This is a genomic window from Bacillus sp. HY001 (genome assembly GCF_007558965.1).
Lineage (GTDB): Bacteria > Bacillota > Bacilli > Bacillales > Bacillaceae_G > Bacillus_A > Bacillus_A mobilis.
The window spans coordinates 233,784-257,074 of the sequence record NZ_VLTE01000005.1; the positions used below are offsets into that span (position 1 = coordinate 233,784).

Annotated in this window: 27 protein-coding genes and 1 riboswitch; of the genes, 11 read left to right on the top strand and 16 right to left on the bottom strand. The window is 36.5% G+C overall.

The features are described 5' to 3' along the window. Positions 1 to 51: 51 nt before the first annotated feature. From FOT98_RS03890 to spoIIM, 8 genes are all read right to left on the bottom strand, one after another. A complete protein-coding gene (locus FOT98_RS03890; RefSeq protein WP_061679095.1) occupies positions 52 to 1,356 on the bottom strand; it encodes a pyrimidine-nucleoside phosphorylase in 1,305 nt (434 codons plus the stop codon). Between the two features lie 7 nt (positions 1,357 to 1,363). Next, a complete protein-coding gene (locus FOT98_RS03895) occupies positions 1,364 to 2,185 on the bottom strand; it encodes a purine-nucleoside phosphorylase (RefSeq protein ID WP_001078444.1) in 822 nt (273 codons plus the stop codon). 12 nt (positions 2,186 to 2,197) lie between these two features. Next, a complete protein-coding gene (gene deoB, locus FOT98_RS03900; RefSeq protein ID WP_061679094.1) occupies positions 2,198 to 3,382 on the bottom strand; it encodes a phosphopentomutase in 1,185 nt (394 codons plus the stop codon). Between the two features lie 554 nt (positions 3,383 to 3,936). Beyond that, entirely contained in the window at positions 3,937 to 4,677 is a 741-nt protein-coding gene (locus FOT98_RS03905) for a FixH family protein (RefSeq protein WP_000733664.1), read from the bottom strand. 147 nt (positions 4,678 to 4,824) lie between these two features. Next, positions 4,825 to 5,715: a site-specific tyrosine recombinase XerD gene (gene xerD / locus FOT98_RS03910; RefSeq protein WP_000390083.1), complete on the bottom strand. Its 891-nt coding sequence runs from the start codon at positions 5,713 to 5,715 to the stop codon at positions 4,825 to 4,827. Positions 5,716 to 5,721: 6 nt separating this feature from the next. Then, complete coding sequence (locus FOT98_RS03915) at positions 5,722 to 5,952, bottom strand: YqzK family protein (protein ID WP_001250433.1); 231 nt, start codon at positions 5,950 to 5,952, stop codon at positions 5,722 to 5,724. Positions 5,953 to 6,055: 103 nt separating this feature from the next. Further along, positions 6,056 to 6,511 carry a ferric iron uptake transcriptional regulator gene (gene fur, locus FOT98_RS03920; protein ID WP_000392657.1) on the bottom strand — a complete coding sequence of 152 codons (456 nt, stop codon included), beginning with the start codon at positions 6,509 to 6,511 and terminating at the stop codon, positions 6,056 to 6,058. A gap of 106 nt (positions 6,512 to 6,617) precedes the next feature. After that, positions 6,618 to 7,235, bottom strand: coding sequence for a stage II sporulation protein M (gene spoIIM, locus FOT98_RS03925; protein ID WP_226544967.1), 618 nt, complete (start codon positions 7,233 to 7,235; stop codon positions 6,618 to 6,620). 155 nt (positions 7,236 to 7,390) lie between these two features. Between spoIIM and FOT98_RS03930 the strand changes: the two genes are divergently transcribed. Then, positions 7,391 to 7,942 carry a GNAT family N-acetyltransferase gene (locus FOT98_RS03930; RefSeq protein ID WP_061678131.1) on the top strand — a complete coding sequence of 184 codons (552 nt, stop codon included), beginning with the start codon at positions 7,391 to 7,393 and terminating at the stop codon, positions 7,940 to 7,942. A 24-nt stretch (positions 7,943 to 7,966) separates the two neighbouring features. Here the strand turns inward: FOT98_RS03930 and FOT98_RS03935 are convergent, their stop codons facing one another. Continuing rightward, the gene (locus FOT98_RS03935; protein WP_061678130.1) at positions 7,967 to 8,506 is read right to left on the bottom strand and encodes an NUDIX hydrolase; all 540 of its coding nucleotides are present in this window, start codon (positions 8,504 to 8,506) and stop codon (positions 7,967 to 7,969) included. 74 nt (positions 8,507 to 8,580) lie between these two features. Between FOT98_RS03935 and mciZ the strand changes: the two genes are divergently transcribed. Together mciZ and lolS are read left to right on the top strand one after the other, a co-directional pair. Then, positions 8,581 to 8,715 carry a Z-ring formation inhibitor MciZ gene (mciZ, locus tag FOT98_RS03940; protein ID WP_000870297.1) on the top strand — a complete coding sequence of 45 codons (135 nt, stop codon included), beginning with the start codon at positions 8,581 to 8,583 and terminating at the stop codon, positions 8,713 to 8,715. 186 nt (positions 8,716 to 8,901) lie between these two features. Then, positions 8,902 to 9,816 carry an aldo/keto reductase gene (gene lolS / locus FOT98_RS03945; RefSeq protein WP_063260885.1) on the top strand — a complete coding sequence of 305 codons (915 nt, stop codon included), beginning with the start codon at positions 8,902 to 8,904 and terminating at the stop codon, positions 9,814 to 9,816. A gap of 29 nt (positions 9,817 to 9,845) precedes the next feature. Here lolS and FOT98_RS03950 read toward each other — a convergent pair whose 3' ends face one another. The 3 genes from FOT98_RS03950 to FOT98_RS03960 form a co-directional block, all read right to left on the bottom strand. Next, positions 9,846 to 10,673 carry an aldo/keto reductase gene (locus FOT98_RS03950; protein ID WP_063260884.1) on the bottom strand — a complete coding sequence of 276 codons (828 nt, stop codon included), beginning with the start codon at positions 10,671 to 10,673 and terminating at the stop codon, positions 9,846 to 9,848. Between the two features lie 121 nt (positions 10,674 to 10,794). Next, positions 10,795 to 11,319, bottom strand: coding sequence for a GrpB family protein (locus FOT98_RS03955; RefSeq protein WP_063260883.1), 525 nt, complete (start codon positions 11,317 to 11,319; stop codon positions 10,795 to 10,797). 70 nt (positions 11,320 to 11,389) lie between these two features. After that, entirely contained in the window at positions 11,390 to 11,653 is a 264-nt protein-coding gene (locus FOT98_RS03960; RefSeq protein WP_000727552.1) for a YqkE family protein, read from the bottom strand. A gap of 201 nt (positions 11,654 to 11,854) precedes the next feature. Here FOT98_RS03960 and FOT98_RS03965 point away from each other — a divergent pair, with 201 nt between their 5' ends. Then, positions 11,855 to 13,444, top strand: a complete 1,590-nt coding sequence (locus FOT98_RS03965; protein WP_061678127.1) for a bifunctional metallophosphatase/5'-nucleotidase — start codon at positions 11,855 to 11,857, stop codon at positions 13,442 to 13,444. 124 nt (positions 13,445 to 13,568) lie between these two features. Here FOT98_RS03965 and FOT98_RS03970 read toward each other — a convergent pair whose 3' ends face one another. Beyond that, positions 13,569 to 14,045 (bottom strand): ribbon-helix-helix domain-containing protein, encoded by a 477-nt coding sequence (locus FOT98_RS03970; RefSeq protein ID WP_061678126.1) that lies wholly within the window; start codon positions 14,043 to 14,045, stop codon positions 13,569 to 13,571. Between the two features lie 121 nt (positions 14,046 to 14,166). Between FOT98_RS03970 and FOT98_RS03975 the strand changes: the two genes are divergently transcribed. Continuing rightward, positions 14,167 to 15,165: an alpha/beta fold hydrolase gene (locus tag FOT98_RS03975; protein WP_063260882.1), complete on the top strand. Its 999-nt coding sequence runs from the start codon at positions 14,167 to 14,169 to the stop codon at positions 15,163 to 15,165. A 130-nt stretch (positions 15,166 to 15,295) separates the two neighbouring features. Then, positions 15,296 to 16,615 (top strand): Na+/H+ antiporter family protein, encoded by a 1,320-nt coding sequence (locus FOT98_RS03980; protein WP_061678124.1) that lies wholly within the window; start codon positions 15,296 to 15,298, stop codon positions 16,613 to 16,615. 23 nt (positions 16,616 to 16,638) lie between these two features. Here FOT98_RS03980 and FOT98_RS03985 read toward each other — a convergent pair whose 3' ends face one another. Beyond that, positions 16,639 to 17,502, bottom strand: a complete 864-nt coding sequence (locus FOT98_RS03985) for a LacI family DNA-binding transcriptional regulator (RefSeq protein WP_063260881.1) — start codon at positions 17,500 to 17,502, stop codon at positions 16,639 to 16,641. Between the two features lie 102 nt (positions 17,503 to 17,604). Continuing rightward, positions 17,605 to 18,084: a GNAT family N-acetyltransferase gene (locus tag FOT98_RS03990; protein ID WP_063260880.1), complete on the bottom strand. Its 480-nt coding sequence runs from the start codon at positions 18,082 to 18,084 to the stop codon at positions 17,605 to 17,607. 81 nt (positions 18,085 to 18,165) lie between these two features. Here FOT98_RS03990 and FOT98_RS03995 point away from each other — a divergent pair, with 81 nt between their 5' ends. Further along, entirely contained in the window at positions 18,166 to 19,089 is a 924-nt protein-coding gene (locus tag FOT98_RS03995; RefSeq protein ID WP_063260879.1) for an alpha/beta hydrolase, read from the top strand. Positions 19,090 to 19,099: 10 nt separating this feature from the next. Here FOT98_RS03995 and FOT98_RS04000 read toward each other — a convergent pair whose 3' ends face one another. Then, a complete protein-coding gene (locus tag FOT98_RS04000) occupies positions 19,100 to 19,345 on the bottom strand; it encodes a DUF2552 family protein (protein WP_000360810.1) in 246 nt (81 codons plus the stop codon). A 139-nt stretch (positions 19,346 to 19,484) separates the two neighbouring features. On the opposite strand from FOT98_RS04000, the gene FOT98_RS04005 reads away from it, so the two are divergent. The 4 genes from FOT98_RS04005 (at position 19,485) to ribBA (ending at position 23,278) form a co-directional block, all read left to right on the top strand. Then, entirely contained in the window at positions 19,485 to 19,691 is a 207-nt protein-coding gene (locus FOT98_RS04005) for a CDGSH iron-sulfur domain-containing protein (protein WP_001151580.1), read from the top strand. A gap of 189 nt (positions 19,692 to 19,880) precedes the next feature. Beyond that, positions 19,881 to 20,024: riboswitch (FMN riboswitch) on the top strand. A gap of 309 nt (positions 20,025 to 20,333) precedes the next feature. Continuing rightward, positions 20,334 to 21,446, top strand: a complete 1,113-nt coding sequence (gene ribD, locus FOT98_RS04010) for a bifunctional diaminohydroxyphosphoribosylaminopyrimidine deaminase/5-amino-6-(5-phosphoribosylamino)uracil reductase RibD (protein WP_063260878.1) — start codon at positions 20,334 to 20,336, stop codon at positions 21,444 to 21,446. Next, entirely contained in the window at positions 21,428 to 22,072 is a 645-nt protein-coding gene (ribE, locus tag FOT98_RS04015; protein ID WP_063260877.1) for a riboflavin synthase, read from the top strand. Before ribD ends, ribE begins: the two co-directional genes overlap by 19 nt. A gap of 12 nt (positions 22,073 to 22,084) precedes the next feature. Continuing rightward, positions 22,085 to 23,278, top strand: coding sequence for a bifunctional 3,4-dihydroxy-2-butanone 4-phosphate synthase/GTP cyclohydrolase II (ribBA, locus tag FOT98_RS04020; protein ID WP_063260876.1), 1,194 nt, complete (start codon positions 22,085 to 22,087; stop codon positions 23,276 to 23,278). Positions 23,279 to 23,291: the final 13 nt, after the last annotated feature.

The following is a 23,291-nucleotide window of genomic DNA, read 5'->3' on the forward strand; positions in this document are numbered from 1 at the left end:
ACAAAAAATAGCAAAAAAAGCCAAGGAGAAATACTCCTTGGCCTTTTTTTATTACTTCGTTACAATACCATGCACTAAAGTTGGTGCATCTACGTGGTCTGTAGAGATCTTCATGTTCTCATAAATTTTTGCTTTTACATCTTCCACATTTTCACGGTTTGCGTAAATGGTAACAAGGGATTCACCTTTTTTCACGCTGTCCCCTACTTTTTTGCGAAGCATTAAGCCAACTGCTAAATCAATTTCAGATTCCTTCGTCGCACGTCCTGCTCCTAAAAGCATTGCTGCTGTTCCGATTTCATCTGCAACGATTTCTGATACATAACCGTCTTCCTTCGCTTCTACTTCAATTTTAAACTGTGCTTGTGGTAATTTAGAAGGATCATCAACAACAGATGCATCGCCGCCTTGCGCTGATAAGAACGTTTTAAATGATTCTAGCGCTTTACCGTTGTTCATGACTTCAATTAATTTCTCACGTGCATCTTCTAAAGATGAAGCTTGTCCAGCAAGGTATACCATTTGACTTCCAAGTGTTAAACATAACTCTTCTAAATCTTTCGGTCCTTTACCTTGTAACGTATCAATTGCTTCTTGTACTTCAAGTGCGTTACCAATCGCCTCACCAAGTGGTTGACTCATATCAGAAATAACAGCCATCGTATTACGACCAACGTTATTACCAATGCGCACCATTGCTTCTGCTAAACGTTTTGCATCTTCATCTGTTTTCATAAATGCACCTGCTCCAGTTTTTACATCAAGAACAATTGCATCTGCACCAGCAGCAATTTTTTTACTCATAATCGAGCTTGCAATAAGCGGAATTGAGTTTACTGTTGCCGTTACATCACGAAGTGCATACAATTTTTTATCCGCAGGTGTTAAGTTTCCACTTTGACCAATAACTGCGATTTTATTTTCATTTACAAGACGCATGAATTCATCATTTTCGATTTCAACATGGAATCCTGGAACTGCTTCTAATTTATCAATTGTACCACCAGTATGTCCTAGACCACGTCCAGACATTTTTGCAACCGGTACACCTAAAGCGGCTACTAATGGACCTAATACAAGTGTTGTTGTATCACCAACGCCACCTGTTGAGTGCTTATCTACTTTTACTCCTTCAATAGCTGATAAGTCGATTGTATCACCGCTATTTACCATTGCCATCGTTAAATCAGCACGCTCTTGATCGTTCATATCTTGGAAGAAAATTGCCATTGCAAGTGAACTTACTTGATAATCAGGAATATCACCATTCGTATATCCTTCAACAATAAAGTTAATTTCTTCTGTTGTTAATGCATGTCCGTCACGTTTTTTTGCAATTAGGTCCACCATTCTCATTGTGAGGTCACCCCTTCATTTGTTTTACAATTGCTTTTACTAATGCTAAGAAGTTAGCTTTAACACGTTCTGTCGTTTCGATTACTTCATCGTGGTGAAGTGGCTGATCTAAAATACCAGCTGCCATATTTGAAATACAAGAAATACCAAGTACTTTCATACCAGCATGACGCGCTACAATTACTTCAGGTACTGTTGACATACCAACTGCATCTCCGCCAAGTGTACGAAGCATACGAATTTCAGCAGGTGTTTCATATACAGGACCTGTCATTCCAACGTATACACCTTCTTGTACTTTAATATTTAAGTCTGCTGCGACTTGTTTCGCCATTTCACGAAGCTCTGTCGTATATGATGTAGACATATCAGGGAAACGTACACCCATCTCAGAATCATTTGGTCCGATTAATGGATTTGTACCCATGAAGTTAATATGATCTGAAATTAACATAAGATCGCCTGGCTCGAATGATGTATTTACACCACCAGCTGCATTTGTTACAACAACTGTTTCTACACCTAGTTCTTTCATAACACGAACTGGGAATGTTACTTTTTGCATGTCGTATCCTTCATAGAAGTGGAAACGTCCTTGCATTGCTACTACTGTTACACCTTGAAGTGTACCGAATACTAATTGACCTGCATGTCCTTCTACAGTTGATACTGGGAATTCAGGAATTTCACTGTAAGGTACTGTTACTGCGTTCTCGATTTCATCTGCTAATACACCTAGTCCTGATCCAAGGATTAGTCCTACTTGTGGCGTTTCTTGAAATTTCTCTTTTAAGTATGAAGCTGATTTTGTAATAAGTTCACGATTCATTTGTTTATCCCCCTATTTCTTTAGCTCGTTTAAGAAGCTTGTTCCGTGTTCTGGCATTTTCACACCGAAGTTTTCTGCTACCGTTGCACCAATATCAGCAAATGTTTGGCGAAGTGATAGTTCTTGTCCGCCATCTTTCATGCTTGGGCTATATGCTAATAACGGTACATATTCACGTGTATGATCAGTACCGTGGTGGACTGGATCATTACCATGGTCTGCTGTAATTAATAATAAGTCATCTTCTTTTAGTTTTTCGAATACTTCTGGAAGACGAGCATCATATTCTTGCAATGCTTCTCCGTATCCTTGTGGATCACGGCGGTGTCCAAATAATGCATCAAAGTCAACTAAGTTCAAGAAGCTAAGACCTGTAAAGTCCATATTTAATGTATCTACAAGCTTATCCATTCCATCCATATTAGACTTCGTACGAAGTGATTCAGTTACCCCTTCACCATCATAGATGTCAGAGATTTTACCGATAGCAATCACATCGTAGTCACTATCTTTTAATTCATTCATTACCGTACGGCCGAATGGTTTTAATGCATAATCATGACGGTTTGGTGTACGTGTAAAGTTTCCAGGCTCACCAACGAATGGACGAGCGATAACACGACCTACCATGTACTTCTCATCTAACGTTAATTCACGTGCAATTTTACAAATTTTATATAACTCATCAAGTGGCACTACTTCTTCGTGTGCTGCGATTTGTAATACGCTATCAGCAGAAGTGTAAACGATTAAAGAGCCTGTTTCCATTTGTTCTTGACCAAGTTCATCAAGAATCTCAGTTCCAGAAGCCGGTTTATTACCGATGATTTTACGACCTGTTTTTTCTTCTAATTCATCAAGTAATTCTTTCGGGAATCCTTCAGGGAACACTTGGAATGGTGTATCAATGTAAAGACCCATGATTTCCCAGTGTCCTGTCATTGTATCTTTACCAGTAGATTTTTCTTGCATTTTTGTATAATATCCAAGTGGCTTTTCTACTTTAGAGATACCTTTCATTTCACGAATGTTACCAAGACCTAATTTCACCATATTAGGCATTTGTAATCCATTCATATGTTCAGCAATGTGACCGATTGTGTCAGATCCTAAATCACCAAATTGTTCAGCATCTGGTGCTTCACCGATTCCAACAGAATCCATTACGACTAGGAATATACGTTTATATTTATTCATAACTGCGACCTCCTATAAGTTCAGTTCTACTTCTTGTAGTATGTTCAAAACGCTATAAAGTGAAACTGTTCTCCATAAGAATTATCTTTCGTTCTCATTGTCAAACAGTACTTCTTTAAATGATTCTCTAACCTATTTCGTTTTCTTTGAAACGACTCAAAAACATTTCTAGTTTTTTCTAAGTCAGATGTCAGACATCTGATACGGATATCATACCATGTTTACGCTTTCTTTTTAATACATTTTCGTAGATTTTCTCATTTTCTTCACACTTCTATTGTAATCCATTATGCAAAGAAGTGCTAATTATTTCATGATTTATTTCTTCATATAAAGTAAAAAATTAATTAGCTCACAAATAACGAGATAAAGTGAAACTTTAATCAGTGGGGGTTTTCTTCATCCCCCACTGATTATTAGTTGAACCAATCGGACTTTTATGGGCAGTTGATCCCCCACCTAACTTCTTTGCTTTCGTTGAATTTTGAGGTGGGGGTCTTACTGCCCATTAAAGCGGGATAAAAATAAAAAAAGCAGCTCTAAAGAGCTACTTTTTATTTTACTTCTACTGTTTCTTCTTTATGTTCATGCAGTTCGCCTTTTTTAACATGAACTTTCACTTTGTAAGAACCGTTTTCTTTGAAAGTATGTTTCGTTTCATACTCTCCTTTATTTCCTTCTTTCGCTGGAATAAATTCGTGTTTTTCAACACCATCTTTCCAAATCTCAAGTTGTACTTCAGCACCAGTTAACGCTTCTTCTTTTTGTTTTAAATGAACTTTCATAGTCGATTCAGCGTTTGCTTTTATGTCACCAGCCATAAGGTGGATCATTGTATCACTTTTATGATCGCCATGCCCTGCACCGTGATCACTATTTTCTTTTTTCGCATCTTCTACTTTCGCATTTCCTACAGCCACTTTTACTTCTGGCATAACATGCATTTCACGCGCATTTGTGTGAGCGATAATATGGTACACTCCATCCGTCTCGAACGTTTTCTCTACAGCATAAACACCTTTACCTTTATGCTTACCATCTAACATTTCGTGCTTTTCGTCGCCAGCTTTCCAAATTTCAAATTTTACATCATCAGCATCTGTTACTTTTTCTTTTCCTTGCGTAACAAGTGCTTGTACTTCTGTTTTTTCACCAGGTTTAATTTCTTTCGGATTTGTTTGAACTGCTACTTTTACAGCTTCTAGTTTCTGTTCTTTTTTCGGTTCTTCTTTGTTTGTATTACAGCCAGCCAATGCTAGCATCGCGATAAATAAAGTCATAATAAGTTTTTTCATCTGTATTTCCTCCTTCATACTTTCCTTAGTATAGAGGAAATACATTATAATATTCTAGTCTTCTGCTGAAAACAATGTACGAAATGTTTGTGAAGTTTTTGTGAAGTACTATAGCCTTTTGAATCTATGAAAAAAAGAGCATAGTCACTATGCTCTCGGATGAAACTGTTTATATACATCTTTTAATCTAGCTTTTGAAACATGCGTATAAATTTGCGTCGTTGAAATATCTGCATGTCCTAGCATTTCTTGCACAGCACGCAAGTCTGCTCCATTTTCTAATAAATGCGTAGCAAAAGAATGGCGCAACGTATGCGGCGTAAGCTCTTTTTCAATATTTGCTTCTTTCGCTAATCGTTTTAAAATTTTCCAAAATCCTTGTCTTGATAATCGATTCCCATGATGGTTTAAAAAGAGTGCATCTACTACTTTTTTACCCATCAATTCTCTTCTTCCCTTTTCAATATACTTTTGAATTGCTTCCGTCGCTAAACTTCCTAGTGGAATAATTCTTTCTTTATTCCCTTTCCCTATGCAACGAACAAATCCCATCGTTAAATGTACATCTTCTAAATTTAAGGCAATTAATTCCGAAACACGAAGCCCTGTCGCATACAATAACTCTAGCATCGCTTTATCACGAACCCCAAAAGCACTCGTCATTTTTGGTGTCTGAAGTAACGCTTCTACTTCATCGATTGATAGTACTTTCGGTAATTTCCGTTCTCCTTGCGGCGTTTCAATATGTACGGATGGATCGTGCTCTACCGCTCGTTCACGAAGTAAAAACTGGTGAAACGAGCGAATCGATGCAATATGACGCGCTAATGTTTTCGAAGATTTCCCGTTTTCTTTTAAGTGCTGCAGAAAATTAACAATGTGCAAGCGTGTCACTTCATGAAAGCTTTTCGCCTGTTCTACATTTTGCAAATACTTTACATAACTTTTTAAATCACGTTCATAAGATACTACTGTATTTTTCGCAAGCCCTTTTTCGACAACCATATAATGAATAAAATCTTTTAATTGATCTTCCAATCTACACTACTCCCCATTTTCATAGAAAAACATCATTCTATTTACGAAAGCATCCTTTGCCGGCTCTTCATTCCCTGATACTTTTTCTACAGTCTCTTCTTGTGGCTTTTCATAACGATGATAGCTTTCATATTCTTCATTTATCCATAGTATAGCGAAATAAAACAAAATCGTACAACTTGTAAATAATAAAAATACTTTTATTCCATCAAAAGTTAATTTTAAAGCTCGGCGCATTGTAAACTCCTCCAAAATATAAGTTATTACAACATATGCCAAGCTTTCACCAATTTATACCTTATTCAAATAAAAAACCTCTTCCTAGATAAATAGGAAAAGGTTATTTTTCATCCGTTTCATTTTCTTGACAATTTTTACAAATCCCATGGAATGTTAAACGATGATCTTTCACCTTAAAGCTCCAGTCACGTTCTACTTTCCTTTCCACTTCACCAAGTAAATCTTCTTGTATTTCTTGTACAGCACCACATTGTGTACAAATCAAATGATGGTGGAAACGCTGCGCACCTTCTTGGCGTAAGTCATAGCGTGAAACACCGTCTCCGAAGTTAATCTTATCGACAACTTTTAACTCAGATAATAGTTCTAAAGTTCGATAGACGGTTGCTAGTCCGATCTCTGGCGACTTTTCTTTTACAAGGAGGTAAACATCTTCTGCGCTTAAATGATCTTCTTCATTTTCTAGCAGCACACGAACTGTTGCTTCACGTTGCGGTGTTAACTTGTAGCTCGCTGCATGTAATTGCTTCTTAATTCGTTCAATTCTTTCTTCCATTCGGTACTACTCCCTCCTCGCCACTCTTACACCATTATATCAGAAGAAGGGCTTCTGTCAAAAGAAAAACAATAAAAACAAATTGATAATTATTCTCATAAAGTATTTATTGTTTATTAATAGCCTCAACGACTTCTTTCATTAAAACTGGTGATGCATAAGCTTCTACACTAGAAGCAAGAGCTAACACCGCTCCAATTACAAGAAAGAAGCATGTATAACGAATTAATAACGGTAATAGCGGCTCGGTTATTTTCCGAATAAATTGATGCCTAATCATGCGTAAGGAAAAGCTTGCGGCAATTGTTGTCATAACGAGAAATACTGGAATAATAATGAGGTTTTGTGGCAATACAGAAACGAATGCTAATAATAATCCATTCCATCCATGCTGACTGACTAAAAAACCTACTGTAAATCCGACAACTACTCCTTTTACAAACAATAAAATAAAAATAAGTGGCAATCCAATAATTGAAATCCCCAAAATCCAAATAAATCCAATGTATTTTAATTGCGAAAAGTAACTTTCTCGGAACATTTCGCTTGCAATAGCAAATTCCCCTTTAGAAACTTGTCCAAAAAAACGTTGTAAATAAAATGATAAATCTTGTTTTTGATTTAATTGTAGACTATTTACGAGAATGGCCCCAAATATTACTCCCATCAATAATAAAACAGCGTTAAATATATATAATGAAGAGTTTTCCTGTATGTGAGACATTACACGGTCTTGCCAAGTTTTTCTCCACATTTTTCTTCCCTCCGTTCACACTCTTACTAAAAATGTATGAAAGAAAGAAAAAAGTATGACGAATTAACATTGAAATTCCGCTCTACTTTGCTAAACTAAAAAGTAGAGAATAGGAGGGATTTCACTTGAAACCATTATTATTAGATTTTCCAACATTATTTCAAACTGAACGCTTACAAGTTCGTAAACCATTTCCAGGTGATGGTACAGAAGTGTATGAAGCAATCCAAGCTTCTCTAGAAGACTTAGTACCGTGGATGCCAATTAACGCTGAAACAGAAGAAAGTGCTGAAGAAATCGTTCGTAACGCTCACGGACAGTTTTTACTTCGTGAAACACTTGATTTTCACTTATACGATAAAGTATCTGGTACATTCATCGGGGCTATAACGCTTAAACCTGAAAACTGGGATATTCCAAAGTTTTCACTTCACTTCTGGCTGCATAGTACGTATACAAAACAAGGCTATATGACTGAAGCTATTAAAGGTGCCATTCAATTTGCCTTTGATAAGCTAAGTGCTAGAAGAATTGAAATTCGTATTGATGCAACAAATACAAATGCATGTAACCTAGCAGAACGTTTAGAATTTATTCTAGAAGGTACAATGGAAAATGATTTCATAGCACCAGATGGTAGCTTACGTGATGCACGCGTATACGCAAAAATCAATTAAAAAACACTCGCCTTTGGCGAGTGTTTATTTTTGTAGTTGTAAATATTGTACTGCAAACATCGTTTTCGCATCATGAATACGAAGATCTTTCATAAGAGTAGTCGCTTCTTCTAACGATACTTCCATCAATTCCACAAACTCATCTTCATCTAACTCGGCTTTATTTTCTTTTTTCGTCAAACCTGTCGCTTTATATACATATAAAATTTCATCTGCAAATCCTGGAGATGTATAGAAAGAAGTAATAAGCTCCATATTTTCACATACATATCCTGTTTCCTCTTCTAATTCACGAACTGCTGTCACCTCAGGTTTTTCACCAGGTTCTAACTTGCCGGCCGGAATTTCTATAATCGCCTTTTCAAGCGCTTTACGATACTGCTCAACAAGCACGATTTTCCCCTCATCAGTAATAGCAATAATAGCAACTGCACCAGGGTGATTTACAATTTCACGTTTACTCATTGCTCCATTTGGTAATACTACATCATCAACACGAACTTTTATAACTCTACCATCAAAAATCGGTTCAGTTTTTACTGTTCTCTCTGCAAGATTACTCATACTACTTCATCTCCCTGTTCTATTTCCTATTCTTTCCTCATACATTTTACCACATTGAAAGGAGCGTGATAGAAATGAAAGTTTATATTTTACCAAATCGCGTCACTTTAGTCGGAAAAGCATGGCAAATTCGCCATAAACTAAAACAATATGGCAAAGAGTATACAACTGTACAAGAGTGGATTACAGCAAATAAAGTGAAACTTTAATCAGAGGGGGTTTTGTTCACCCCCTCTGATTATTAGTTGAACGAATCGGGCTTTTACGGGCAGTTAATCTCCCACCTAACTTCCTCGTATGAGCTGAATTTTAAAGTGGGGGTCTTACTGCCCGAAAAAGGAAACGTTTGTCAACCTCTTTTCCCTTTCGTACAATAAAGGTAAGGAGGTTGACCTATGAAAAAACGTCAATTAGGAAACTCAGATTTGTTTGTTACAGAAATGGGCCTTGGCTGTATGTCCCTCGGTACATCTGAAACAGAAGCTATGCGTATTATCGATGAAGCAATCGATTTAGGAATCAATTTTTTTGATACAGCGGATTTATACGATTATGGATTAAACGAAGAATTTGTTGGAAAAGCATTAAAAGGGAAACGAGACCAAATTGTTCTTACAACGAAAGTTGGAAATCGATGGACAGAAGAAAAAAACGGCTGGTCTTGGGATCCTTCTAAGAATTACATCAAGGCTGAAGTGAAAGAAAGTTTACGTAGACTTCAAACTGATTATATTGATCTTTATCAACTTCACGGCGGGACGATTGAAGATCCAATAGATGAAACAATTGAAGCCTTTGAAGAATTAAAAAAAGAAGGTATCATTCGTCATTACGGTATTTCTTCTATACGTCCAAATGTCATCCGTGAGTATGCAAAACGTTCAAATATCGTTAGTGTGCTAATGGAATATAGCCTTTTAAATCGTCGCCCTGAAGAATGGTTCCCACTTTTCAGTGAACATCAAATTAGCATTATTGCTCGCGGACCACTTGCAAAAGGAATTCTAACTGACAATAATGCAAGAAAGATAGAAAGAGTAAAAGAAAAAGATTACCTTTCTTATTCTTACGATGAATTATATGCGACACTCGCAAGTGTAAAAGAAATAACCCAGGAAAGCTCTTTAACAGGAACAGCTATTCAATATTGCTTACATAACGAAACTGTTGCAGCAGTTATACCTGGTGCAAGCTCTATCAAACAGTTACAAGAAAATGTACAGGCTAGTAAACAAACACAGTTAACAACAGCAGAATATATACAACTTCAGCAAATTGCTAAATGTGATACTTACGCTTTACATCGTTAAAAAGACGCTACCATACTGGTAGCGTCTTTTTATAGAGTATCATATTTATCAGGATTCGTTCCTACATGTAAATTACGATTTAACGTATTAATTTGAGTCATCTCTTCTTCTGTTAGTGAAAAATCAAAGATAGTAAAATTCTCCTTAATACGAGATGATGTAACAGATTTAGGAATTGTCACGACTTCGCTTTGAATATCCCATCTTAATATAACTTGCGCAGGTGTTTTTTCATATTTAGTAGCAATGGCTTGAATAATCGGGTGCTCGAATACTTCCCCGCCTCTCATTAATGGGCTCCATGCTTCCATTTGAATTTGCTCACCTTGACAGAAATTACGCAATTCAAATTGCGCTAACATCGGATGAAGTTCTACTTGGTTTACCATCGGTTTTACTTTACAATTTGGTAATAATAGCTCTAAATGATGTTTATGAAAATTAGAAACACCAATCGCGCGCACTTTACCTTCTTCATACAGTTTTTCTAACGCTCTGTACGTATCAACATACTTCCCTCTTATTGGCCAATGTATTAAATATAAATCTACATAGTCCATTTGTAATTTCTTTAAGCTTTTTTCAAACGCCTCAAGTGTTTCTTCGTATCCTTGATCATCGTTCCAAACTTTTGTTGTAATAAATATTTCTTCTCTCGGAATTCCTGATTCACGAACCGCTTCTCCGACACCGCTTTCATTTTCATATACAGTCGCTGTATCAATCGAACGGTATCCAACTTCTAACGCTGTTTTTACTGCTTGTTTTACTTCGTCGCCTTCTTTCGCTTTATAAACGCCTAGACCAATCATCGGCATTTTCACGCCATTATGAAGTGTAGTTGTTGGAATGTGCACAGTCGTCTCCCTCTCATTCTTACATTTTTTATAAGCCACCACTTTATTTGAACAAGATTCAACCAAAAAGTCAAAACATATGTACAGTTTACATAATAATTTTATACACTAAAACGTGAACTCAATTATTCATATTTCCTTCTTTCCATTCTTTCGCTTTTTCATCAACATTACGTACAAATTCAGTTTTCCCTTCCGAATATAACGTGCCATCATATGTATACTTTTCAGCTAATTCTTTCTTTAAAGTTGCATATGCCTCAGCTTCTTCGCAATGGGCCATCATATAATCACGAAATGCTAAATGCCTTACTATCTCAGGATTTCCTTTTTCAAACACGTGTAAGTGATACGAGCGTTTTTCCTCCGTTCCATGAATAAAATAACGACGTCTTGAAATACCATTTTCCCCTTTTACGATGTAACCAAGCTCTTCAAAACGTTCATTCCAATCATCTACTCTGTCGATACTCTCTACTTCCATAATCATATCTATAATTGGTTTAGCTGCCAGTCCTGGCACTGACGTACTTCCAATATGATGAACTTTCACCATTTCTGGCATCGCCGATTTTAATCGTTCAGCCTCTATTTGAAATTTTTCGTTCCAATGATTTTCATGCGGAACGACTACAATTTTTCTCATTTTACACTCCCCTTTTCTTACAAGTTCGTCAAAAAAATGATCAGCGGTATGCACTGATCATTTTTTTATATTATTTAAAGTCTTTCCAAGTAAGGCTACTTTCACTTAGCAGTTCTTCAAATGATTTATTCTTTTCACGTTCTTTTTGTTCTTGGCGCTTTCTTTCCAGTTCAGCTGCCTCTTTTTTCTCTTCTCTCACTTGCAACTCTTTCTTCTTATTCTTTAATTGCTGCATGAGTGAATCATTTAATTGATCGCCTAATGTAAGCGACTCTTTCTCTGGTTTATTCACTTGTGATTGTCTTTGCATTTGTCTTTGTTTCTTTTTCTTCATGCTACTCACCTTTTACTTTTTTCTCCATTATAGTAGATACACAATGAACTCGACAATAAAAAAGGTTCTTTACTCTATTATTCAGCTTTTGTAAATATGTTAATTTTTCGAAAAAACTAAATTTTTATATAGATATAATCCTATGAATCTATTAAAATTATGTCGTATGATGTCAGATTATAAAAAAAGGAGAAATGAATTATGTGGAAAAAAATCATTCCTACTGTTGCCGTTTTAAGCACCATAACTTTTTCAACTGTATTTGCCGCTCCCCCATCCCAGACTCCAGCTGAACAAAACCGCTACGTAGACGTACAAATGCTTGGTATTAATGATTTCCATGGACAACTAGATACTGTTAAAAAAATTAATAACAAAGAAGCCGGTGGCGCTGATTACTTAGCTACTTATTTAAAAGAACGTAAAAAGCAAAACCCAAATACACTTCTCGTACATGCTGGCGATATTGTCGGAGCTAGTCCACCAGTTTCAGCATTGTTACAAGACGAACCAACGATTGAATTTTTGAATGACTTAAAATTCGATGTTGGTACAATCGGAAACCATGAATTTGATGAAGGTATCGATGAAATGAAACGCCTCATTTACGGTGGATATCACGAGAAAACGGGAAATTTCAAAGGTGCTAACTTCCCTTATGTCGCCGCTAACTTCTATAACAAATCAACTGGTCGTTTATTTTTACCACCATTTACTGTAAAAATGGTAGATGGTGTTCCTGTAGGATTCATTGGCGTTGTTACAACTGATACACCAAATGTCGTGATGCCTACTATGCTTAAAAATGTACAGATTACTGACGAAGTAGAAGCAATTAATAAATCAACGCAACAATTAAAGCGTCTCGGTGTTAAATCCATCGTCGTCCTTGCTCATGTCGGCGGAACAACTGATGAATCTGGCGTGACAAATGGAGACCTTACTCGCATTGCAAATGAAACAGATCCAGAAGTTGATGTTATTTTCGGTGGGCATAGTCACACGTATGTAAATGGTACTGTAAATAATAAACTAATCGTCCAAGCGAACTCTTATGGAACAGCTTTCTCAGACGTAGATGTAACAATTGATCGTAAAACAAAGGATATTGTAAAGAAAAAAGCTGAAGTGATCACAACATATCATGAAGGTGTGGAACCTGATAAACAAGTAAAACAAAAAATAGATCAATATAAAGAAAAGATTGCACCACTTGTAAATGAAGTTGTAGGAAAATCTACAGCAGCTATCGACCGTAAACAAAATGATGCTGGTGAATCTACTCTTGGGAATGTAATTGCCGACGCACAGCGTCAAACAATGCAAGCTCAAATCGCACTTATGAATCCAGGTGGTATTCGTAATGACTTAGATGCTGGCGATATTACTTGGGGCGAATTATATGGCATTCAACCTTTTGGAAACCAATTGATTAAAGTAGATTTAACAGGTCAAGATATTCGCGACATTTTAAATCAGCAATGGCAAAAAGGAACAACAAGAATGCTTCAAATTTCAGGCATTCAATATACGTGGGATGCAAATAAACCAAACGGTGAAAAGGTTACGAATATACGCTTAACAAATGGCGAGGAGTTATCTCCAACTAAAACGTATAGCGTAGTTGCGAATGCTTTCTTAGCTTCTGGCGGTGACGGATTCGTATCATTTAAAAATGGGAAGAATTCAGAAACTGGTCCAAACGACTTTGAAGCGCTAGTCGATTATGTAAAACAATTAAAAGAACCAATTCAGCCAATTATTGATGGTAGAATTCAAAAAATAAATTAAGTATTTCCCTAATATGCGATCCAGATTTTTATTGTAAAGGGTACACTTATACTTACTTAATCCACAATATTAGTAAAACCTAAAAAGGATACTCGTTCTTACAATGAACTTAGTATCCTTTTCTTTAGTCATCCAAACGTGCTGTTTTGTTAAAGTCATATTGCTGTAAAAATTGTTGTAACGCCTCTTCTACAAGTTTAGATTTTTGAATTCCTTTCGCTTCTGATATAACATCTAGTTTTGCTAATATTTCTTTATTAATAGAAAAAGTACGTTTCTTTTTTTCTGTACTTATACTCATAATGGGCGCGATTACTTCTTCTCTCTTTCTTAGTAATTCATAAATACTTTGTAATTGTTCATAAATTAATAATTGATAATCCGTTTTCGCATATTGAAGGGCTGTCGCTTCTTGGAGTTGTAAGTGACGAGGTTCTTCTCCATCTCCTACAAAAATACGTTTCTTCTGTTCTCCATCATATTCATATCCAATCAATCTTAACTTCTTTGATAATGTATACGGGCTTATTTCAAGACGTTTTGCTATAATAGCGATGGATTCACGTCTATTTAAGCAATCTATAATTTCTCCAATCGTCACAATTTCCCTCCTCCCGTGTTGAAATGACACTAGTATGATATGTTACAATGATTTTCTAACAGTATATGCAAAACAAATAGCCTGTGCGATTCATACGATTTCAGAAAAGGAGGTTTTCAATATGCTTTTTCGTAGCCATACCCCACAGTTTTATAATGAAAATAAACAACTCATTCCTAATAGTATTGCTACGATGGAAAGCGTTATGATTCATAATCGAAAACAAACTCTCCTTATTCGCGGGCAAAACATAGAGCAACCTATTTTATTATGCTGCCATGGTGGACCCGGCATGGCACAAATCGGATTTATTCGTCATTTTCAAAAGGAATTGGAGAAACACTTCATCGTTATTAATTGGGATCAGCGCGGGGCAGGTAAATCCTTTTCAATGAAAGATTTCGGAGCGAATTTTACAATTGAACACTTCGTTTCCGATGCAAAAGAAGTGATTCAATACGTACTTAAAAAGTTCAATAAACAGAAACTATTTCTCGCTGGTCATTCTTGGGGAAGTATTATTGGGCTTAACATAGCACATCAATATCCACAGTATATCGAGGCTTACATCGGTATTGGGCAGATTGTACATATGAAACAAAACGAAGAATTGCTATATCAGCATTTAATTCGTTCTGCAAAAAAACATGATCACAAAAAAGCATTAGCGTCCCTTTTAAAATTAGGCAAACCACCATTTTTAGATACGAGACGCCTTATTATTCAAAGAAAATGGCTTGGCACATTCGGAGGAGCAATCCAAAACGGATCTTCCTTTTCTTTCATACGAAAAGGCTTCTTTTCTCCTGAATATACACTATTAGATTGGTTCAAGTTTCTCGCAGGAAATTTAAAATCTGGTGTTTTATGGGAAGAAATGCTGACAATCGATTTCTTTTCTTCTATTTCAAGTTTATCTATTCCGGTTTATTTTTGTTCTGGTCGCTATGATTATCAAACTCCTTATGCACTCGTTCAGGAATATTGCGATGTGATAGCAGCACCCATAAAAAAAATGATTTGGTTCCCAAATTCAGCACATTCTCCTGATTTAGAAGAACCAGAATTATTCGCTAATTCTTTACAAGCAATTAAACAAGAGCTAGCTTTTCAGCATTAGTAACAAAGGCTCTTTTACATTTCATAGAAAACAATTTATAATAATATGTCGCAACTATGTATAAATATAGCAAAGTGCTTCATATTTACTTGCCTTAGCACAATAAAACTTTAGGGAGATTACATTTATTATGAATGCTGTACTCGTCGCAGTAGCAGTTATGCTATTGCTTAGTTTGTTACGTGTCCAGGTCATTGTCGCCATCATTGTTGGAGCTTTAACAGGCGGAATTATCGGCGGACTCGGTATTTCAGAAACGATTAACACTTTTACAACTGGCCTTGGAAACAGCGCCCCAATCGCTTTAAGTTATGCAATGCTTGGCGGTTTCGCTATTTCCCTTTCCAAAACCGGACTTCCAGATGCCATGATTCAAACTGCATTAAAATGGATTGGCAATGAACAAGACACGAAAAAACAAGTTTATTCTAAAATACTTATTTTATTCATCATTTTAACGATGGCTTGCTTCTCACAAAATGTGATTCCAGTTCATATCGCTTTCATCCCCATCTTAATTCCAGCACTATTAAAAGTACTAAATGAGCTGAAAGTGGATCGCAGACTTGTTACATGTATTATTACATTCGGATTGATTACTCCTTATATGTGGATTCCAGCGGGGTTCGGAAAAATTTATCATGACGTATTGCAAACAAATGCTGCGCAAAGCGGCCTTACATTTGATGTTACACTTATTCCAAAAGCAATGACTATTCCAGCAATCGGTATGATTATTGGATTATGTGTAGCGGTATTCATTACGTATCGGAAACCTCGTACGTATGAAACAGAACAAGTTCATACTACTGCAAATGAAATCGTTCCCTACACAAAACGTAGCATTACTTTCGGATTATTATCTATCATAGCTACATTAACTGTTCAATTAGCAACAGAATCAATGATTTTCGGTGCTTTAGCAGGGATTATCGTCTTATCAGTAAGTGGTAGTCTACCTCTTAAAGAAGCAGATGCAATATTAACAAGCGGCATGCGCATGATGTCCTTTATTGGTTTTGTTATGATCGCTGCCGCTGGATTTGGCGCTGTTCTTCGAAAAACAGGACATGTTGAATCTCTTGTGCAAACGAGTGCACATATAATTGGAAATAACAAACCACTCGCTGCATTTCTTATGCTTGTGATTGGACTTCTCGTTACGATGGGAATTGGTTCATCCTTTTCAACCATCCCTATCTTAACAACAATTTTTGTACCTCTTTGCATGCAGCTTGGATTTAGTCCAATGGCTACAATTGCAATTATCGGTACAGCCGGAGCGTTAGGGGATGCAGGATCACCAGCATCAGATAGTACACTTGGACCAACATCCGGTTTAAACGCTGATGGTCAACATCATCATATATGGGATACATGTGTACCAACATTTCTACACTATAATATACCGTTACTTATATTCGGCTTTATTGCCGCCATTACATTATAAAAGGTGCGTTTTATACGCACCTTTTACTTTTTTATTTTTCCTTTTAATTGTTGCAACGCTATTTTCCCATTTTCTTCGACACAACTCTCCATTTGCATGAATGACGGACCTGTCCACTCACTGTCTATACTCCCGTTCAGTCCAATAATTCTCAATTTATCTAGTATACGGATATTTAAATTTTTCGCTGCTCGCATTAACTCAAAAGTAATCTTATCACTTGAAGTTACAATGCCATCTATATACGGATAAGTTTGCAATAATGTAATAAACTGTTTATTCGTATACCCTTGTACACATTCTTCTCGATAAGAGATTCCTTCCTCCCAAACAGTATCTAAAAACCCTGATATGTGCTCTTCCATTTCTTCACTATCTTCTCCCTCACCGAAATAAGCAAGGAAGTGACAGCCTTTTTCTTTTAATAAAGAAACCGCTCTTTGTCCACTTTCATAATAATTTGTATGGGATTTTTTTTCGTCAATCACAACAAACGGAAATGGGATTTCTCCTATACTTTTAAAAACTGATTTTGTTAAAATAACACCTGCAACGTTATTTTCCTTCAACATATGTATGTATCTATCTTTATTCTCTATATTACAAACAATGATTTGATATCCTTCTTTATATGCTATTTCCTCAATACAATGTAGCAAAGTGATGTTTGATGGGTTATATAAATTATCTACAAGTAATGCAATTATCGTTGAATTCTCTTTAAACAATGGCTTTGCTGTACTATTTGGCCTATAACGTAATTCCTCAATTGCTTCCTTTACTTGTTTTACTGTGTCCTCATGAACGTATCCTTTTTCATTAATAACTCGTGAAACGGTTGCGACTGAAACACCTGCCAATTTTGCAACATCACGTATAGTTGCCACATCGTCACCCCTTAATATGGTAATAGATTACAATTTTACGGTAACCTAAATTACAATATTCGTCAAGGTTAATAACTTACATTTCTGAAAATTGTTACATCATCATACTAAACGATACTCTAACTGAATTTCATGTAAAATTGGGATATTATCATACCCATTACGCGGAATTTCTTTTTTTATTTTTCGTGCCTCTTCCACTGCATTCACATATAAATTTGTCATCACAAAATTACGTTTTTGGTAAAAACGTAACGCATTCATATTATCATTTGTTGTTATGAGCCAAACCCGCCCGCACCGTTCTTCTTCTGCAACCTGTAATACACTATCCACAAGTTTTGTCCCTATTCCTTTTCTTTCTTCAAAGCTATCTAACGACACAATTTCACACATATTTCCGATCACTTCATACGTTACAATTCCGATTATTCTGTCATCCAAGAGCGCAACAAATCCTGGCAACTCTTCTAACTGATGCCCCTTCCCACGTGAAACCATCAATGAACTCCCCCAGTTCTCACACATGAACATTCGGATTGTTTCTTTCATCGCTGGCGTAATTTTTTGTATATACACCATTTCCTATTTCTCCCCTTTTCTATCATTGTGATACAATATAAGTGTATCACATGTAACGGTATTTGGAGGATGAGGTAAAGTATGAAACGTTTTTTTGCAGCATTGTTTACTATACTAGGTGCGATAACTGCCCTTGGGATTTTCTTTACAAATAAAGTGATGTACTTAAAGAAAAAAACAGAGGAAGAAGTACTCGAAAGAGAAACGAAAAAACATTTTCGTATAGAGGATTTTGATGCTCTTCATAAAGAAGAAATTCACATTCCTTCGCAATTCGGATATGATCTTCACGGATATTACATTCCTGCTGGTCATTCCAATAAGTTTATGATTTTTTGTCACGGCGTAACTGTAAATAAAATGAACTCTGTAAAATATGCACGGTTATTTTTAAACAGAGGGTATAATGTCATTATTTATGATCATCGTCGTCATGGTAAAACTGGCGGAAAAACAACAAGCTATGGATACTATGAAAAACATGATTTAAAATCAGTAGTTGACTGGCTAAAAAATCGTTTTGGAACAAATATAACACTCGGTATTCATGGTGAATCTATGGGAGCTGCAACACTTCTTCAATACGCAGGACTTGTAGAAGATGGTGCTGATTTCTATATTGCAGATTGTCCTTTTTCTGATTTCTACGGGCAATTACAACACCGTTTAAAGGTTGAATTCCATTTACCTAAATGGCCTTTATTACCTTTAGCAAATGCTTTTTTAAAAGTGCGTGACGGTTATACGATTCGCGAAGTTTCACCAATCGATTGTATAAAAAATATTAACAATCCCATCCTCTTTATTCACAGTAAAGATGATGATTATATTTTAGCTGATATGACGAAAGCACTATATGAAGCAAAAGAAAACAATAAACAACTTTATATTGCAGAACGCGGCGCACACGCTTGCTCTTATAACGAGAATAAAGAAGAGTATGAAGCAGCCGTTGATCAATTTTTAAACTCATATGTAAAAGAAACAAAAAACAGGCTTGCATAAGCCTGTTTTTTTATTGCGCTAAAACGTCTGTAACTTGTTCCATATTTTCAGAAATCCATTGCATTGCATCATCTAACGTTGGAAATTCTGTCGTTTGAAATGTTACCTCATCTTGAAGTAACCAAACATCCTTTGACTCTTGTCCTACACCTGCAATGGACCAGTGTAACAAACTATATGGATGATTATCATTCAAAAATGATGCCCACGTGCGCTCATTTGCAATATTTCGTAATGTACGTAATTGTTTATCCATCTTTCGTCACCTTACTCTAGTCAGTTATAAAAAACATTATAACACTCTCTTCTCTCCCAAAGAAAGTGCTCATTTGATATTGTCAAGTACTTCTCTTGATTATATGATGAAATTAAGCGTTTGGGAAGGAGGGATAACGTTGGCTAAAGTACAAATTAAAGTAAATGATAATGGCTCTTTTCGCGTTACAGGGGACGTGGAATTAGTCGATTCACAAGGGAATATATTCCCAGCAAAACCAGCATTTTCTTTATGCCGTTGTGGTTTATCAAAAAATATGCCTTATTGCGATGCTTCGCATAAAGGTAAATTCGAATCTGTTGTTAGAGCACCAGAGGCAGAATAATTCCACATGTGACATGCACATTTTTTTGTGCATGTTTTTCTTTTTTACACCTCCGCTATATCCCTTCTCCTTACAACATTTCTCACACTTTTGTCTCCATGCTAGGCTACATGTATTTTCACACAATTCTTCACATTCGAATATTTTTCACTAGCCTTTTATCTTTTTTGTGCTATAATTTGAGCAAACAACATCCTTCGGGGTCGGGTGAAATTCCCAACCGGCGGTGATGAAGTGCAAACTTCTAAGTCCGTGACCCGTTTTCAACTCGAAAACGGTGGATCTAGTGAAACTCTAGGGCCGACAGTATAGTCTGGATGGGAGAAGGATATGTTTTCTAGTAATTTTATATAGCGAATACACTTTTATTTCAGTATGCATATTTTTAAAGTTTCATTTTGAATCTTTATATATGTTTTATTTTGTATACTTATGTTTCTATACTGGAATAAAAAGATACGACTAGCGTTTGAAAAATTCGATATTTTGCTAGGCTTTTTCCTTATGCAAAAATATCAATCATCGTTAGGTTTCTTTCCTATACTTTCGTATTCGAACTATATTTCTAGAAATCACGTCTCCCAAACCCCAAGGATATAAAATCCTTGGGGTTTTTTGATTTTTTCAGGAGAGGTGAAGAGAATGACAGATCAAGAATATATGAGGATCGCCCTGCAGTTAGCAGAAGGAACATCCGGACAAACAAGTCCAAATCCTATGGTTGGTGCTGTTGTTGTAAAAGATGGAAACATCGTCGGTATGGGCGCTCATTTACGTGCTGGTGAAGAACACGCAGAAGTTCATGCTCTTCATATGGCTGGTGAAAAAGCAAAAGGAGCTACCGTGTATGTAACACTTGAACCTTGTAGCCATTTCGGAAAAACACCACCTTGCTGTGAATCGCTCATCAAAAACGGAGTCAAACGGGTTGTAATTGCTACTCTTGATTGCAACCCTCTCGTTTCTGGTAATGGAAAAAAGAAATTAGAAAAAGCTGGCATCGACGTAACTACCGGTGTTCTTGAAGCAGAAGCCACCTTATTAAATCGTTTCTTTTTTCACTACATGAAAACGAAACGTCCATTTGTAACCATAAAAACAGCGATGAGCTTAGATGGGAAAACAGCAACTGTCACTGGTGAAAGTAAGTGGATTACAGGTGAAGAAGCACGTGCTGATGTTCACCAATATCGCCATACACATGATGCGATTCTCGTGGGAGTAAATACAGTTATAGCTGATAATCCGCATTTAACGACAAGAATTCCTAACGGGGGTAAACATTCTATACGCGTTATTTTAGATACCCATTTACGAACACCACCATCTTCTCATGTCATAACAGATGGTTTAGCACCGACATGGATTTTTGTCGGTAAGGATGTAAATAAAGAGAAAATAGCTTCTTATGAATCTGAAAATGTAGCTATATTCCAAATGAAAACGAAGCAAATTGAAATTGAGGACCTCCTTTTCTTTCTTGGAGAGAAGCAAATTCTTTCTATATACGTTGAAGGAGGCCAATCGATTCATGCAAGCTTCTTACAAGCAAAGCATTTCAATGAAATTATAACTTATATAAGCCCGATATTAATTGGTGGGAATGATGCCCCTACTTTATTTGGCGGAAATGGTTTCGCAGCATTACAAGATGCACTTTCCTTGGAGATTCAAGAGATGAAACAAATTGGCGATGATATAAAAATCGTTGCGAATGCCCGAAGCGAGGTGACGGAATGTTTACAGGAATTGTAGAAGAGTTAGGAACGATTGCAAACATGCAACAAAGCGGAGAAGCGATGAAGTTAACGATCCACGCAAATAAAATTTTATCAGATGCTCACTTAGGTGATAGTATCGCGGTTAACGGTATTTGCTTAACTGTAACGAGTTTCACAACAACTTCATTCACAGTGGACGCAATGCCTGAAACGATGCAATCCACATCACTTCGCATGCTTAAACCACACTCTAAAGTAAATTTAGAACGGGCGATGGCTGCAAACGGACGATTCGGTGGACATTTCGTTTCAGGACATATTGATGGCATCGGAACGATATTAAACAAAAAACAGCACTATAATGCCGTCTATTACAAAATAGCTATTGCTGATGAATTGCTACGCTATTGTTTGCATAAAGGATCCGTTGCTATTGATGGAACGAGTTTAACAATATTTGATATAGACGAAGCTTCCATCACAATCTCACTCATCCCACACACAGTAAGTGAATCTGTTATCGGAGAAAAGAATGCCGGTGACATCGTAAACATTGAGTGTGACATGATCGGTAAATATATCGAACGCTTTATTTCTAAACCTGTAAAACGAACAGGTTCAATGAGCGAAAGCTTTTTACAAGAAAACGGATTTCTATAAGGGGGAAGCATGATGTTTCATCGTATTGAAGAAGCTCTAGAAGATTTAAAACAAGGAAAAGTCGTTATCGTATGTGATGATGAAAACCGTGAAAATGAAGGAGATTTTATCGCATTAGCAGAGTATATTACGCCGGAAACGATTAACTTTATGATTACACATGGGCGTGGCCTCGTTTGTGTACCGATTACGGAAAGATATGCAGAACGTCTACAGTTAGAACCAATGGTAGCTCATAATACAGATTCGCATCATACTGCATTTACGGTAAGTATCGATCACGTTTCTACAACAACAGGAATTAGCGCTCACGAACGGGCAACTACGATACAAGAATTGTTAAACCCTGCATCAAAAGGTGCTGATTTCAATCGTCCTGGACATATCTTTCCATTAATCGCGAAAGAAGGTGGTGTCCTGCGCCGCGCTGGTCATACAGAAGCCGCTGTCGATTTAGCACAGCTTTGCGGAGCAGAACCAGCTGGAGTTATTTGTGAGATTATCAATGAGGACGGTACGATGGCACGCGTACCTGATTTACTACAGTGTGCAAAACAATTCGATATAAAAATGATTACAATAGAAGATTTAATTGCTTATCGCCGCCACCATGAAACATTAGTGACGAGAGAAGTAGAAATTACATTACCTACTGATTTCGGTACTTTCCATGCAATTGGCTATTCTAATTCATTAGATACGAAAGAACATATCGCACTCGTAAAAGGTGATATTTCATCAGGAGAGCCTGTACTTGTACGCGTTCATTCAGAGTGCTTAACAGGTGATGTATTTGGCTCATGCCGTTGTGATTGCGGACCACAACTCCATGCTGCACTTGCTCAAATTGAGCGTGAAGGAAAAGGCGTTCTTCTTTATATGAGACAAGAAGGACGAGGCATCGGCCTTCTTAATAAGCTTCGCGCTTATAAGTTACAAGAAGAAGGATTCGATACTGTAGAAGCAAATGAAAAACTTGGATTCCCAGCTGATTTGCGTGATTACGGTATTGGTGCTCAAATTTTAAAAGATTTAGGTTTACAACATTTACGATTATTAACAAATAACCCGCGAAAAATTGCTGGCTTACAAGGTTACGATTTAGAAGTAATCGAGCGTGTACCGTTGCAAATGCCAACAAAAGAAGAAAATAAAACGTATTTACAAACGAAAGTAAACAAATTAGGACATTTACTAAACTTATAATAAAGGGAGAGAT

What these genes read in the sequence shown, in the direction of transcription:
- FOT98_RS03935 (WP_061678130.1), bottom strand. Translation starts at nt 8,506, where the DNA reads ATGAGTAATCTTGCAGAGAGAACAGTAAAAACTGAACCGATTTTTGAT.
- FOT98_RS03990 (WP_063260880.1), bottom strand. Translation starts at nt 18,084, where the DNA reads ATGGTGTATATACAAAAAATTACGCCAGCGATGAAAGAAACAATCCGA.
- FOT98_RS03915 (WP_001250433.1), bottom strand. Translation starts at nt 5,952, where the DNA reads ATGCGCCGAGCTTTAAAATTAACTTTTGATGGAATAAAAGTATTTTTA.
- ribE (WP_063260877.1), top strand. Translation starts at nt 21,428, where the DNA reads ATGTTTACAGGAATTGTAGAAGAGTTAGGAACGATTGCAAACATGCAA.
- fur (WP_000392657.1), bottom strand. Translation starts at nt 6,511, where the DNA reads ATGGAAGAAAGAATTGAACGAATTAAGAAGCAATTACATGCAGCGAGC.
- ribD (WP_063260878.1), top strand. Translation starts at nt 20,334, where the DNA reads ATGACAGATCAAGAATATATGAGGATCGCCCTGCAGTTAGCAGAAGGA.
- FOT98_RS03895 (WP_001078444.1), bottom strand. Translation starts at nt 2,185, where the DNA reads ATGAATCGTGAACTTATTACAAAATCAGCTTCATACTTAAAAGAGAAA.
- FOT98_RS03905 (WP_000733664.1), bottom strand. Translation starts at nt 4,677, where the DNA reads ATGAAAAAACTTATTATGACTTTATTTATCGCGATGCTAGCATTGGCT.
- deoB (WP_061679094.1), bottom strand. Translation starts at nt 3,382, where the DNA reads ATGAATAAATATAAACGTATATTCCTAGTCGTAATGGATTCTGTTGGA.
- FOT98_RS03995 (WP_063260879.1), top strand. Translation starts at nt 18,166, where the DNA reads ATGAAACGTTTTTTTGCAGCATTGTTTACTATACTAGGTGCGATAACT.
- FOT98_RS03890 (WP_061679095.1), bottom strand. Translation starts at nt 1,356, where the DNA reads ATGAGAATGGTGGACCTAATTGCAAAAAAACGTGACGGACATGCATTA.
- spoIIM (WP_226544967.1), bottom strand. Translation starts at nt 7,235, where the DNA reads ATGTCTCACATACAGGAAAACTCTTCATTATATATATTTAACGCTGTT.
- FOT98_RS03960 (WP_000727552.1), bottom strand. Translation starts at nt 11,653, where the DNA reads ATGAAGAAAAAGAAACAAAGACAAATGCAAAGACAATCACAAGTGAAT.
- lolS (WP_063260885.1), top strand. Translation starts at nt 8,902, where the DNA reads ATGAAAAAACGTCAATTAGGAAACTCAGATTTGTTTGTTACAGAAATG.
- FOT98_RS04000 (WP_000360810.1), bottom strand. Translation starts at nt 19,345, where the DNA reads ATGGATAAACAATTACGTACATTACGAAATATTGCAAATGAGCGCACG.
- ribBA (WP_063260876.1), top strand. Translation starts at nt 22,085, where the DNA reads ATGTTTCATCGTATTGAAGAAGCTCTAGAAGATTTAAAACAAGGAAAA.
- FOT98_RS03955 (WP_063260883.1), bottom strand. Translation starts at nt 11,319, where the DNA reads ATGAGAAAAATTGTAGTCGTTCCGCATGAAAATCATTGGAACGAAAAA.
- FOT98_RS03965 (WP_061678127.1), top strand. Translation starts at nt 11,855, where the DNA reads ATGTGGAAAAAAATCATTCCTACTGTTGCCGTTTTAAGCACCATAACT.
- mciZ (WP_000870297.1), top strand. Translation starts at nt 8,581, where the DNA reads ATGAAAGTTTATATTTTACCAAATCGCGTCACTTTAGTCGGAAAAGCA.
- FOT98_RS03980 (WP_061678124.1), top strand. Translation starts at nt 15,296, where the DNA reads ATGAATGCTGTACTCGTCGCAGTAGCAGTTATGCTATTGCTTAGTTTG.
- FOT98_RS03975 (WP_063260882.1), top strand. Translation starts at nt 14,167, where the DNA reads ATGCTTTTTCGTAGCCATACCCCACAGTTTTATAATGAAAATAAACAA.